Source organism: Sphingobacterium sp. UBA6320, assembly GCF_002440335.1.
Lineage (GTDB): Bacteria > Bacteroidota > Bacteroidia > Sphingobacteriales > Sphingobacteriaceae > Sphingobacterium.
Genome location: NZ_DJTA01000024.1, coordinates 114445 through 128372 on the forward strand (window position 1 = coordinate 114445; position 13928 = coordinate 128372).

Sequence of the window (13928 nt, forward strand, 5' to 3'; positions counted from 1 at the left end):
TACTTCTATTTTTGCCAGTAGACTACGGAGAGGTGTCAGAGTGGTCGATCGAGCACGCTTGGAAAGCGTGTGTACTTAACGGTACCGCGGGTTCGAATCCCGCCCTCTCCGCATCCTAACAAGGAAAACGTATCAAAACCCTATAAATTTACGATTTGTAGGGTTTTTCTTTTATATACTCATATCGTTTTTTCAATACTTCTCATTTCCAGCGAGACCATAGTGAGCCCCTAAAAGATGGTTAGCTAGGGTCTCTCTAAAATGAATCGCTAGATGAAACCTCCCGATTAGGGATCGTGAAACCATATCTCCCTTTCCGCTATCAAAAAATAAACTCAACTATCTAGTTGGGGTTTTCTCAATTTATTATGTTTTGCAAGCTTAACTTACTAACGGCTAATTTTATATAAAATCCTGTTACTGGACTATCTTCGTGATTTTTTGACCAATATAATCTCTATCAAACTGATTTTTAGTATGTAATAAAGCGCGTAAATAATATGTTGAAGCCAATTGGTTCATCTTATTTTTTTCATAAAGATGAGCCAATGTAGTGTAAAAGGGAAATTTGAGGAACTCGTTTAGATCAGGTTCAAAATTTTTTATTTTTTCTATTAACCCTGCTATTGGTAAATAATTACTTTCAACAATGATTTTGTTGATTTCAACCGATATTGTGGGTTCTAATAATGTCAATTGTGTATATAGTTTTGAAAGCAATTGCCAATTTGTTTTTTCATATTGAACTGCAGATAAATGTACGGAGGCAATCAATGCTTCTAAATAATACTTATTTAGTCTGTTCTTCTTTAGATCTATTTGATTCAAATAAGCAAAACCTTCAGCAATTAAATTTTTATCCCATAATGTTCGGTCTTGATGCTCCATAGATATCCACATGTTATTATCCATTCGTGCTGGAAATCGAGCTATATGAAAGAAGAATAGAGCTAAAATCGCATTCAATTCGCAGTTTTCTTGTTGATAATTTTTGATTAAAACTGCTAATCGAATGGCTTCAAAACATAGATCATGATGTATGGAGCCATTTTTTCGGGATGATTTAAAACCCTCATTAAACATCAGGTATAAAACATGCAGTAGATAAAGCATTTCCTTATGCAAAACATTTAGGTCATAATCTTCGTATTGAATAGCAAAATCCTTAATCATGCTCTTACTACGGCCTATCATCTTTTTAATTGTTTCAAGGGGTAGCATCAATGCATGAGAGATTTCGATATATCCAAAACCACATAAATAAAACAATGCAATGATAACCTTATTTCGGTCAGAAAGATTAATTTTAGAAAAGTAAACCAAAAGTCTAATCAGACTATCTTCTGCTTCATCTGGATCTAACTGTAGATCTTCAGCATGAAATTGACATGTAATATGACGACCAATAGCTTCACGTTTGATTTTATTAATTAATTTGTTTTTAGAGACTTGAATCAACCAAGCAAAACTATGATTTGGAATTCCTTTGTATTTCCATTCATTTAATGCGACTTCAAAAGCCTCTTGTACCGCATCAACGATATTATCAATTTGTTGGTAACCAAATTTTGCAGACAATAAAGCGATCATCTTTCCATGGGATTCCCTGAAAAGATGATCTGTAAATCTGTTAATCGTATTATGATCACTGTTGTTCATCAGTATCGATAATTTCCCTTAACTCTAAAGTCGCGCCATTCTTAAGATCTGGACAGCTTTTCACTAATTCAGTCGCTTCTGCTAAACTGTTTGCTAATAGTTTGTAATAGCCACTTACACACTCTTTTGTTTCTATATATGGGCCGTCTGAAATGACATTTAGCTTTAAAGTAACTCCAGTAGATTCTAATGGATTTCCTTCTAAGAAATGTCCATTTGCGACTAATTCTTCGACCCAATTGATATGCTCCTGAATATCAACTTGCATATCTTCTACAGATAAATTTCCATAAGCAGCAGACTCACGGATTAGCATTAGGAATTCTTTCATTTTTAATTTTTTTAAGGTTAATGAATAAACTATTTACCCTAATGACAAATTAGATTAGCAATTCGGGACATTTTTTTAAAATTATATTTCTGCAAAATTTGATGCTACATGAAATAACGATCAAATGGTTATTTAATTTAGTAAAAAACGGAATACGATCCTAATATAATTTCTCTATCAGAACATTGATAGCCTAACATAAACTTTGGTTTTGTCCAAATACTAAAATATTTATAAGCAAATTATCTCATTAGATATAATGAAGTAAGGGGCAATTCATCGAGTTGGTAGGTTTCATGTTCCTTCGAAAACCCATTGTTTTCAAAAAGCTCCATCCAGGGACTTTGCATATATTCATGGATCCAGATTACTTCATATGATTTGCAAACACTTAAGCACTTTTGAAACAATACGTCGCAAACTACAGGTAAATCATATTGTTTTAATATTCCAAAATTGGCAATACGAATAGCTCTTTTCTCTTCTAAATAAGAGTTTCTCTTACCTTTTGAAGTAATTTGGGCATAGCCCACCGGTTGATCATCCACATATACCACTAGCCATTGATTTGACATGCTATTCAGTTCAACGACCAAAGCTTTTGTATTAAAATATTGGTTTATATAATTTTCCATGACTTGTGGATCAAGAAGCATGGAAAACTTTTCTATTGCTAGTTGACGTGTCAATTTGACAAGAATATCTAAGCTTTGCTCTGTTGCTACTGTAAATTTTGCTATTATGTTCATATTTGCTAAATAAATGTACATCTGCAAAACTAGAACTCTTTTCAAACAATAACCCGTACAGGTTATGAAACATACACCAGTACAGGGGTTACTTAAATAGCTGCCCAGCAAGTTTAATTCCTTCAATTTTTCGATCAGAAAATTTATCAGCAAATACCACTCGAAAATAGTGATCAAAAGCACCTGAAAATGAAAAAGTAAAGCCTGGAGTAAACCGAACTCCAATCTGCTCACATTTTTTATAAAAATAGTCCATATCTATATGATCTGGCATCTTGACCCAAATATTATAACCGCCGGAAGGTATTAACACAGCTGTTTTTTGAGGGAAGTTATCCGAAATCAAATTAACCGTAAAATAAGCATTCTTGGCAAGCTGTGCCTTAAATGCTCTAATATGACGGTCATAACTGCTGCCAGTCAACAGCTTGTTGACCGTTTCTTGATAAATTGGTGAAACGGTACTACCCAAGGAGAATTTAATCTGTTCTGCTCGTTCCATAAATTTACCTGCTGCTAACCAACCTAACCGTATTCCTGGAGCTAAGGTTTTCGCATAAGATGAATAAGTAAGAACTAAACCGGTTTCATCGAAACTTCTTAATGTTGTAGGTCGTGTGCCGTGGAAATTTAGATCACCATAAATATCATTTTCGATAAGCGCTATATGATATTGATAAGCTATAGTTACCAAAGCCAATTTATGTTCATCAGACATTAATATTCCAGTTGGATTATGAAAATTAGGTGTTAAGATTGCGGCTTTGATCTTATTGTGATGACAAGCATTTCTGAAAAAGTCAATATCAAAACCGATATCGGGATCTATTGGAACTTCGATGACTTTCAAATTTAAAACTCTTATGACCTCCAATATCGAGAATACACAGGGACTTTCTACTGCTACGATATCTCCAGCCATACATGTAGAAGCTAAAGCTATATAAAGGGCTTGTAGGGCGCCGTCTGTAACCAATAATTCGTCTATATGGATAACGCTACGATGTGCAGCCGCACGTTTAATGATATTTTCCTTTAACTCGAGTGAGCCATTTGATGGATAATAGCGTAGTAAGCCTGCCCCTTGCTCTCTCACCACTTGCTGCATAGTTCGTAAAACTAACTTCTGTGGGATCAGTAAGTCGCCTGGAGCTGCTACATTAAATTCTGAAAATTTACGACCAGAACGTAATGAGGTGGTCAGTTGAAGATGATTACTGAATATGGCATCTCTGACAGTTGGAATAAGATTGGATTTTAATTCCTTTTTAAAAGACTCAGGGCGGTAACAAACATAATAACCTGATTTTGGAACACTTTCTACCAAACCCTGGATCATCAAATACTCGTATCCATGTTGTATAGTACTAATACTTAATCTATATTCTTCTTTTAATTCGCGTACAGAAGGTAATTTATGGCCTGGTTTAAAAATACCAGTTCTTATATTCTTTTCAATAGTACTGGTAAATAGTTCAAATTTATACGCTTTCATATCTGTACTGCTAGTATTTACACATTCTGCATCTGTATCACAAATCTAAGTAATTTACCTTTGAGAAAAAAAGTACATGCTACAAAACCATCTCATCGATAGTCCAGTCGATCTACGAAATTTATCAATTCCATCTCTAGAGCAAGTTTGTGAAGATTTACGAGCTTTCCTTATCGATCATGTTTCTGAAAATGGTGGACATTTTAGTTCTAGTCTAGGGGTTGTCGAAATCACCGTTGCGTTACACTATATATTTAATACACCTGTAGATAAGTTGATCTGGGACGTTGGACATCAAGCCTATCCTCATAAATTACTTACTGGAAGGAGAAAAAAATTTTATAGCAATAGAATGTTAGGAGGTATCAGCGGTTTTCCAAACATAGATGAAAGCGAATTTGATGCATTTGGAACAGGACATTCCTCTACTTCTATTTCAGCAATCCTTGGGATGGCTATCGCTGCCAGATACCGAGGAGAGCACAACCGTCAACATATCGCCGTTATTGGAGATGGTGCAATGACCGCAGGATTGGCCTTTGAAGCCATGAATAATGCTGGATATGAGCAACCAAATATGCTAATAGTATTGAACGACAACAATATGTCAATTGATAACAATACCGGAGCATTGCAAAATCACCTCACGGATTTAACGAGCGAAAAGCATTATAATCATTTAAGGTTATACTTAAAAACTCTCCTTTCAGCAGCAAATCCATCTCAAAAATGGGCTATTAGCACCATTCGAAAATTAGAAAAAGCGATTAAAGCTGGAGCAATCCGTTACAGCAATCTATTTGAAACATTAGGTATTCGTTATTTTGGACCTGTTGATGGACATGATCTAAAAAAACTGATTAACTCATTTGAACGGCTCAAAAATATAACTGGCCCGAAATTATTGCACTGTATTACAGTCAAAGGAAAGGGGTTTGCACCTGCAATGACTGAACAATCTAAATGGCATGCACCAGGCACTTTCGACAAATATACAGGAGCAAAAATAAATAAAAGCAGTACTAAAAGCCTTAATACAACCTATCAGGAAGTATTTGGTGATACGTTAATCGCTCTTGCAAAAGATAATCCGCGTATCATAGCGATCACGCCGGCTATGCTTTCGGGTAGTGCATTAAATAAAATGAAGATAGAAATGCCTGAGCGTGTCTTTGATGTTGGTATCAGCGAACAGCATGCCGTCACTTTTTCGGCAGGATTTGCTGCTGACAACATGCTGCCATTCTGCACGATATACTCCACATTTCTACAACGCGCATACGATCAGATTATCCATGATATCGCCTTACAAAACCTACCTGTTATCTTCTGCATAGACCGAGCAGGAGTAGTTGGTGCAGATGGCCCTACACATCATGGTGCTTTTGACATTTGTTTTCTTCGTTGTATACCAAACATAACCGGAGCCTCACCAATGGATCTTGAAGATTTCAGAAATCTACTATTTACAGCACAGTCTAATACGATAAAAGGACCTCTCGCTATTCGTTATCCAAAAAGTTCAGGATCTGGAAATCCAAGAAGTAATTTTAAAAAGTTAGCAATCGGGAAAGGTAGAAGAATTAAGTCTGGAAAACATATTGCTATACTTTCCCTTGGACCCGTAGGGCAATATGTAATAGCAGCTTGTCAAGAATTGCTGTTAGAACAGATGGATATAGCGCATTACGACTTACGATTTTTTAAACCTCTTGACGAGGATCTTCTTCATGAAGTATTCAGCCAATTTTCAACAGTAATTACTGTTGAAGACGGCTCTATTTCCGGCGGTGTAGGATCCGCAATAATGGAATTTATGATAGAAAACTGCTATAATGCAACCTTAAAACGATTAGGTTTGCCCGATAAATTTGCAATACAAGGTACGCAAGAACAACTTCATAGATTATATGGATATGATCACAAGGCTATTGTAAAACTTGTATCATCACTTTACTCCACTACCATCCAAAACAGTGATAATAGGGATAACTTAAAAACCCACCGCAAAGAAAGATAAAGCCTTACAATTGTGTTTGGTGGATATTATTTGATAAGATTAAACCGATATGCACGGGTTTAATCTTATTCATCTCTTTCTAAATTCTTATGCAGGGTAATATTAGAGATATAAACTCTCTATTAAAGTCTATGTTTTGACTAACATCTAATATATGCGAAGCAAATCACAATCAAAAAGAAAACCCTCTTTTTTTAAATAATCCACACGAGTGATATAGTTATCACTCGGATAAGAAAAACCGATATGGACTAGTAATAAGAAGAGTTTAAGTTACAATTTGATTTTTCAGCTTCTTCAATAATTTTAATATCTGTTAGCATCAAAGGAGCATTTTTTTTGATACATACATCTTGTTCAAAATGGACAGCTGGTTTTCTATCATTTGTTCGGATCGTCCAACCATCTTCTGCCCTATGATTGTAATGTGTACCCAAATTGACCATGGGTTCGATAGCAATCACTAAATTTTCTTTCAAGACTTTGCCCTTGCCACGCTGTCCATAATTAGGAATATCTGGCCCCTCGTGCAAGTTACGACCTAGTCCATGACCGACCAATTCCCTCACGATTCCATATCCATATGGTGCAATATGTGATTCAATTGCATAGCTAATATCTCCTACTCTATTTCCATGTACAGCTTGTTCAATACCCTTTAACAAGGATTCCTTAGTGACTTTCACCAACTGCAATACCTCTTGCTTGACTTCTCCAATGATAAAGGTATATGCTTGATCACCGTGAAATCCATTTTTATACGCCCCAGCATCAACAGAAACTATATCTCCCTCTTTTAAAATTTGATGATTGGGCATTCCATGCACAATAGCATCATTTACAGAAGTGCAGATATGGTATGGAAACCCACCAAATTGATAAAAAGAAGGTATTGCTCCATGATCCCGAATAAATTCATTAGCAAATTTATCCATCTCAACAGTTGTTATACCCGGTTTAATGATCGTTGCTATGGCTGCTAATGTTTCACTAGTCAATCTGGTACTAATGGTCATTAATGCTATTTCTTCTTCTGTTTTATAGATGATGGGATTCATAAAAATATTTCTTTTTTAGTCATGTCAGTTGGCTTTAAATCATGGAGCGACTTTCTTTGATATAAAGATTAGCCACACAGAATATTATAATCGTATAACCAATTGATTTTAAAATCATTTTAAACAAAAGTACTTTAATCAATTAGAGTCAGAAAGTAAAAATTGGACAATTATTTTGTAATAGAATTGACAATTATTTAAGTAATTTTGTAAAACTATGCCCATCAATTTTTTAGGAAATATTAAATTAGCAGAGTCTCTTAATGCAGAATTATTAGATCCTTTAAACATGCCGGATTTATTTTTTAAATCTGAACATATCTTAGGAGCTTATGTATTTTCATGTACAGATATACAACCAAGTCAACCCTTATTTAATGATGGAAATCCTTGTTTAATTTTTCTACCAAAGAAAACTGATGTTGTTCATCTTAAAAATGCCGAAGAACTCATTAAACTAAATGCGGCCTGGGTGTGTTGTGGTATTATACAAAATACATATTGGCAGTTACCGGTAGATTTATCACATATGATTATAATACGTTTTAAACCGGCTTCTTTTTATAAAATTTTTAATATAGAACCCCATTTTTTTCTAAAAAAGCCTTTCTGTAGTTTTAGTGATATTATGAATAAAAACTGGACAGAAATTCTCAATCAATTATATCAAAAGGAAACACTTGCGGATCAAATGCAGTTATTAAAATCAATATTCAGCACTTATAAAATAGCTGAAAATCATCCTTATCTCTTACAATCTGCATTGGAAAAAATTGATAACAAAAAAGGTAATATTACAGTATCAGCTTTAATTCTTGAACTCGGAGGTAAAGTAAACCGCAAATGGTTGCAAAGAAGTTTTATGAAGTATTTGGGAATTTCACCTAAAAAATATATTTCTTTACAACGATTTATATTTATGTACGGTAAGTGTCAAAAAAATACTCCGCAAGATGTATTATCACATACTTTTACATCAGGGTACTATGACTACAATCATTTTCTTAAAGAATTCAAACAAATCATAGGTGTCTCTCCGACTCACTATAACTGGAAATAAGAAAACAAACAACCGAGAAAAATCACTAACTACCATGAAATATTCTAACTTAGTAAATCTTGGCTGAAGACTACTAATTTGAAGATTAATATATAATGGAGATTGCCACTTTAGAAAATTGTACAATTGCAGATATAGCAGATGTTTTAAATGCATCATTTTCAGATTATATAGTGCCCTTACACCTTAATATCGAGCAATTAGAGTATAAAATTGTTACCGAGAATATACACTTGGACTTATCAGTTGGAGTTTTTTCATCTGGTCAGTTAGTTGGTTTTATGCTTCATGCACTACAGATTGTTGATGGAAAATTATCAGCTTATAATGCTGCGACAGGTATTATTCCAGCATATCGCGGTCGAGGTTTAGTCGGTAAAATGTACCAATATTTATTACCAAAATTAAAAACACGTGCAGTAGTACAGATGCGTTTGGAAGTAATAATAGGTAACAATGCCGCGATACGAGCGTATGAAAAAATGGGGTATCAAGTTAATAGAACATTAGATTGTTTTAAAGGATCTGTGCAAACGGTTAAAAAATCCTGTGCATCAACAATTAGAGAATTACAGGATTTTCAATGGGATCAATTTGTTTGTTTTTGGACAATAAAACCTTCTTGGCAAAATGCTATTCCAACTTTAGAAAAAGCTGGACCACATCTCACGATATTAGGTGCCTTTATAGACGAAAAATTAATTGGTTATCTCATCTATAATGCTAACTCAAAAAAAATACAACAAATAGCAATTTCTCCAGCACATAGACGCAAAGGTATAGCTACACAACTTGTAATGACGATGACTCAACAGATCAATTCTAAAGAAATATATGTATTAAATGTAGATCATATCTCTTTAGAAGCCATATCATTTTTCAAACAATTAGGACTTGTCGATTATTTAGCTCAGTTTGAGATGAAAAAAATTCTTTAAAGATTTAAAGTAAGATTTCATAAAAAACAGGTAAACATTAGTCCAAATTTTGAAGCTGATGTAAAATATTTTCTACAATTATTTTCGCATCCTCATTTACGCCATATACTAACCCTGATTTTTTCTTCCTTAGCCAAGGAAATCCTATACAATAAAGCCTTTCTATCATCATTTTACCTTCGATGTGTTTAGGTTTTCCAATTTTATCCAGCAAAGAACTGTTCAAATAACTAAAATCATATCCAAATCCTGTAGCCCAAAGTAGTGTAGTTATTCCACAATCATTGAAATTAATTATTTTAAGATCTGACGCTGATCGATAAGCATGATCCGGAACATCTGAAGGATCTTCATCAGTATTGGAGACAGCGATCTCAGGAGATTTCTTAAGATATTGATCAACATTCTTCTTAATCGCATCTGAAGTCTCATCTGCATATCGAATATGCTCTTTACAGTTATCTTCAAAATATAAATTTTCATGATCAGCACCTTTTAATCCTCCTAGAATAGTCACACCCATCCGATGCAAAGATTGATAACTTATAGTATGTCCCAACAAGCCCACACCAGAAACCTGAGGTTGGGTAGCATCCAAATTTGGGTTATCTGCTAATTCTATGGTCGATACATCCATTGTTCCTAACTGATCCATCCACTCCATAATATCTTTACCTCTGTAACGACGAGGAGCTCTAGCCACCTTGCTACCAGCTAGATATACTTTTCTATTGCCCAAAGTTAACTCTTGAGCTAGTTGGCAGCCAGATTGCCCTCCCCCAATAATCAGTACATTTCCTTCCGGTAGCTCCATAGGATTTTTATAATTGGCCGCATGGACTTGTAAAATATGCTCTGGAATCGAGTCTGATAAATTTGGGAATAAAATCTTATTCATAATACCTGATGCAACAACTATTGTTTTTGTCAAGATATTATGTTGCATTCCTTCCTCATCGATCGTTACTATAAAATTTTCGGATACTTTTTCAACAGCAACTACTTTATGCTTTTCTAAAACCGGTAGATCAAATTGTAAAACATACGTTTTCAAATAATCTACAAATTCGTCTTTGGTCATAAAATGATGTCTTTTTTGAGAATGTATCTCCCTGCCTGGTAGCAGATTCATCCAATTGGGTGTATTCATCTTAAAAGAATCCCAACGTTGTTTTTCCCACGAAGAAGCAATGCTATCTTGTTCTAAGACAACATGTATGATTTTATGCTGTTTTAAATAAAAACTAGTTGCAAGTCCAGCTTGTCCTGCACCAATAATGATAACATCAAATATTTCCATTTTTTAATTATTTATAAAATTCAGTTCTTATTCTATACCTGGATATCATAGTAAAATTTACACTTTCTAGGTCCAATTCATCTACCTGAGTGAGCCCCTGCAAACAGATCTTCAAATCTTATGAGTTGTTATAGCAGGACTATCATTTCCTAATGTGTTATTAATACTGTATGTCAAGATATCAACATCCGTAAAACCGCTTTTACTGAAGTATGCTTAATGCACACATACGTTCATTAAAATTTCAGATGTCTGTTTCACAAACTATTGACAGATTCTACTTTAATACTTATGTAGACTTAAGACAAATATTTATCCTTATTAATTAGTTTGAATATGATCATTTCGCTTCTCAAACACTAATTGTTTAGCTTTGTACAAAGGTCATTATTCTATACTTAGCGATGATAACGCAATCGTGATTAAAAGTAACGTAACAATGCAAAATCAGGAAAAGACAATTATTCACCGGTATAATTTACAAAGTGAAAACTTTGCACATTATTTAGAAAAAGAAAATCAGGTCGAAACAAAATCAGGAGGGGTATTTTTGTTTCATGAAACCATTTTTGATTCGTTACAGTTTATACAATGCGATTATTCTTTAAACCATAATGAACATATTCATATTGATATAGAAAAGGAAGTCTTAGAGATGCATTTTAGAGTCAGTGGAGCAAGCTGTATTCAACGCTCAGGAAAACCGATAGATTTAACCCATGGAAACAATATGCTCACTTATCAAAAAGATAATAAACAAGAAATCGTGATGTCTCCGGTAAAAGATGGAAGTTTTTTTGAGATCAGAATCGGTATATCCCATTTTGAAAAGTTGATGAATGAGTTTACGATGCATACTCCTAATATGTACCAAGGAGATGCAATGGCTATTACCCCGGCAATGTACAGTATCCTTGCGCAGATAGTAAATAATCCATATAGCTCAAAGATGAGAGCTTTATTCTTGGAAGCAAAAATGATGGAGCTTTTTCTATTGCAAATACAGCAAAATATAGATCATAAACAGCATACTTCTTTTTCATATGGACAGAGAGATCGAGATCGTATATATGAAACAAAACAGATCATAGATCAACATATCAATGAATTTTTAACCATTTCAAAATTGTCGCAACTTAGTGGTATGAACAGAAGAAAGCTTATGCAGGGGTTTAAAGAGCTCTTTGGAACTACTATTCATGTTTATATCACCGAAATGAAAATGCAAGAAGCCAGACGTCTCTTACTAGATGAAGATAAATATGTTAATGAAGTGGCTGATGATATCGGTTATAAAAATCCGCAACATTTTATTTCAGCATTTAAAAAGAAATTTGGCATTTCTCCTGGGAAATTAAAAAATCGTTTTGATTCATCATCAGGTTCGATGTGATACTAATGATACCTTTGACACGAAATATATAAAAGGTTTATGTAGAGAAGAAAAATCAATTAGCAATAAAGTCCTAATCAAAGAAGACTCATATTGTCATAAACTATAATCTGAAATTATCAACCTAAGTATTGAAAAATATTAAGATAATACTTTGGAAAGACAATTATCTCTATGCTCCTATTGCTCTAACTGCTGATATCAGATCTATAATAAAAAGCTTCATCTCTGCATTCAGAGATGAAGCTAACAACAATTATTAAACTCGCATAATTTTCAATTTACGTTTGAGCTATTTCAATATTTTAAAAGATTTACCTTGTTTCTTTACTTTGAGAAATGCGAACACGCATAATATTGAAATTGTAATAAAAAGTATATCAATAAAGAAAATATCATAAGACTTTGCCTGTAGCGTCTTCCATAGCCACAAGTTAGTGGTTACACCATTTGCTATTGGAACGCCTAGGCTTAAAATAGCTGATAACACGAGTGTATGCTTATTTACCTTGGTCAGATCTCGTAAAATCAATAAATAGATAATCATGACTAGCCAACTGTAGAAATAAAGATTATAGATCAAACTTTGGTTAATAGTTGGAGAGAATTTTAGCATAATCAGCGTAAATGCAGTAACTGGAAGCATGCTTAACGAAATCGATACGAATAAATTTGCTGCCCAGAAATTAAACTTTCTTTTATAAGTTGGAATATTGGGTTTTTCCCTAGCAACTAACCAAATCATAATACCTGAAATAATCACAACACAGCCTAATAGGCCTAGTACAAAATAAACGATACGAAGCGTACGACCGCCATAATCGCCAAAATGCAAGTGATAAACCAAACTTTTCACCCAATCCACATAAGTCGCATCCGTTTTTGGAGATTTGACTTCTAATTGCTTTCCATCAAGAACTTGCATTCTAACATAACCAGACCCCGCAAAATTGGCATTAGACTTTGGTGTTGTTTCCAATGCAATCTGCATACTTTTATCTCCATAATTACGTATATAGAGTCTAGAAATATCTGATTCAGGCCACTCTTTCATCCAGTTGTTGACAAACGCATTTACATCAAAAGACTTGGGCAAGGGTTGATAACTATAAGTTACTTCCATTTTACGATTATACTGCAGATCCTGATATAATTCTTCCTGATCACCATTATAAAGTAATTTGCTAAAAGGTCCAATTAGAGCAAAATTGACAATAAGAATAATTCCAGTAATAGCAAATACGAGTTGGAATGGAAACCCTATGACTCCAAGCACGGTATGCATATCAGTCCACACAGTTTTCCACTTACTCCAAGGTCTAAATAGAAAAAAATTGTTTTTGATTTTATCCCAATGTAAAAATAACCCAGTTATCAACGCAAATAAAAATAAGAATGAGACAATTCCAGCAATTAAATATCCAAAAGGTGTTCCCAATCGAATTGGAACTTGATTAAGCTGAGCCAAGAAATGTAATCGATACAAGAATTCACCTATATTATAACCCTCCTCATAAGAACTTTGAGATTTATCAGCAAATGAGTGTAAAAAATAGGCTGAATCTTCGTTTCTCAAACCTCTGCCTCGACGTCCTTTAGATTTTTCACTTTTTGCTTGTGGCTTACTAATGGTTGTATCTTGAGAGACACTCATATTAACATAAGTTTCTTGTCCACTTCTCAATATGTAGAAGTCAAAATTTCTACCCAGCAAATTATGTTTAGTACCCATCGAGTCCAGCACATAATTAAAATCAGCCTGAGATTGTACATGGCTATGTGATTTACCCTTTTGCCATGCGGTGATATCATCTTTAAAAAATGAAAATGAACCTGCAAAAAAGATGACAAAAAGCAATGCAGCAATGATAATACCACTGATTGTGTGCGTATGGAAATAAATATTGTATTTTCTCTGATCCATA

Annotated in this window: 11 protein-coding genes and 1 tRNA gene; 5 read left to right on the plus strand and 7 right to left on the minus strand. The window is 34.0% G+C overall.

Annotated elements, in window-relative coordinates; translation table 11 throughout:
* Positions 1 to 26: 26 nt before the first annotated feature.
* Positions 27 to 111, plus strand: a tRNA-Ser gene (locus tag B3P23_RS16315).
* A gap of 306 nt (positions 112 to 417) precedes the next feature.
* Here B3P23_RS16315 and B3P23_RS16320 read toward each other — a convergent pair.
* From B3P23_RS16320 to B3P23_RS16335, 4 genes are all read right to left on the minus strand, one after another.
* On the minus strand, positions 418 to 1659 hold the full coding sequence (locus B3P23_RS16320; protein WP_293928120.1) for an RNA polymerase sigma factor: 1242 nt from the start codon (positions 1657 to 1659) through the stop codon (positions 418 to 420).
* Positions 1646 to 1990: a YciI family protein gene (locus B3P23_RS16325; RefSeq protein WP_045753473.1), complete on the minus strand. Its 345-nt coding sequence runs from the start codon at positions 1988 to 1990 to the stop codon at positions 1646 to 1648. The genes B3P23_RS16320 and B3P23_RS16325 overlap by 14 nt, the downstream gene beginning before the upstream one ends.
* A 242-nt stretch (positions 1991 to 2232) precedes the next feature.
* Positions 2233 to 2739 (minus strand): hypothetical protein, encoded by a 507-nt coding sequence (locus B3P23_RS16330; protein WP_045755393.1) that lies wholly within the window; start codon positions 2737 to 2739, stop codon positions 2233 to 2235.
* A gap of 88 nt (positions 2740 to 2827) precedes the next feature.
* Positions 2828 to 4234 carry a PLP-dependent aminotransferase family protein gene (locus tag B3P23_RS16335; RefSeq protein WP_293928124.1) on the minus strand — a complete coding sequence of 469 codons (1407 nt, stop codon included), beginning with the start codon at positions 4232 to 4234 and terminating at the stop codon, positions 2828 to 2830.
* A 76-nt stretch (positions 4235 to 4310) separates the two neighbouring features.
* Between B3P23_RS16335 and dxs the strand changes: the two genes are divergently transcribed.
* Positions 4311 to 6254 (plus strand): 1-deoxy-D-xylulose-5-phosphate synthase, encoded by a 1944-nt coding sequence (dxs, locus tag B3P23_RS16340; RefSeq protein ID WP_293928127.1) that lies wholly within the window; start codon positions 4311 to 4313, stop codon positions 6252 to 6254.
* A gap of 251 nt (positions 6255 to 6505) precedes the next feature.
* On the opposite strand, the gene map is transcribed toward dxs, so the two are convergent.
* Positions 6506 to 7312 carry a type I methionyl aminopeptidase gene (gene map, locus B3P23_RS16345; protein ID WP_293928130.1) on the minus strand — a complete coding sequence of 269 codons (807 nt, stop codon included), beginning with the start codon at positions 7310 to 7312 and terminating at the stop codon, positions 6506 to 6508.
* Positions 7313 to 7529: 217 nt separating this feature from the next.
* Between map and B3P23_RS16350 the strand changes: the two genes are divergently transcribed.
* A complete protein-coding gene (locus B3P23_RS16350; protein ID WP_293928133.1) occupies positions 7530 to 8372 on the plus strand; it encodes a helix-turn-helix domain-containing protein in 843 nt (280 codons plus the stop codon).
* Between the two features lie 95 nt (positions 8373 to 8467).
* Positions 8468 to 9310, plus strand: a complete 843-nt coding sequence (locus B3P23_RS16355; protein ID WP_293928136.1) for a GNAT family N-acetyltransferase — start codon at positions 8468 to 8470, stop codon at positions 9308 to 9310.
* 37 nt (positions 9311 to 9347) lie between these two features.
* Here B3P23_RS16355 and B3P23_RS16360 read toward each other — a convergent pair whose 3' ends face one another.
* Positions 9348 to 10610: an NAD(P)-binding domain-containing protein gene (locus tag B3P23_RS16360; protein ID WP_293928139.1), complete on the minus strand. Its 1263-nt coding sequence runs from the start codon at positions 10608 to 10610 to the stop codon at positions 9348 to 9350.
* A 439-nt stretch (positions 10611 to 11049) separates the two neighbouring features.
* Between B3P23_RS16360 and B3P23_RS16365 the strand changes: the two genes are divergently transcribed.
* Entirely contained in the window at positions 11050 to 12003 is a 954-nt protein-coding gene (locus tag B3P23_RS16365) for a helix-turn-helix transcriptional regulator (RefSeq protein ID WP_293928142.1), read from the plus strand.
* Positions 12004 to 12295: 292 nt separating this feature from the next.
* On the opposite strand, the gene B3P23_RS16370 is transcribed toward B3P23_RS16365, so the two are convergent.
* Positions 12296 to 13927, minus strand: a complete 1632-nt coding sequence (locus tag B3P23_RS16370; RefSeq protein ID WP_293928145.1) for a PepSY-associated TM helix domain-containing protein — start codon at positions 13925 to 13927, stop codon at positions 12296 to 12298.
* Between the last annotated feature and the right edge of the window lies 1 nt (position 13928).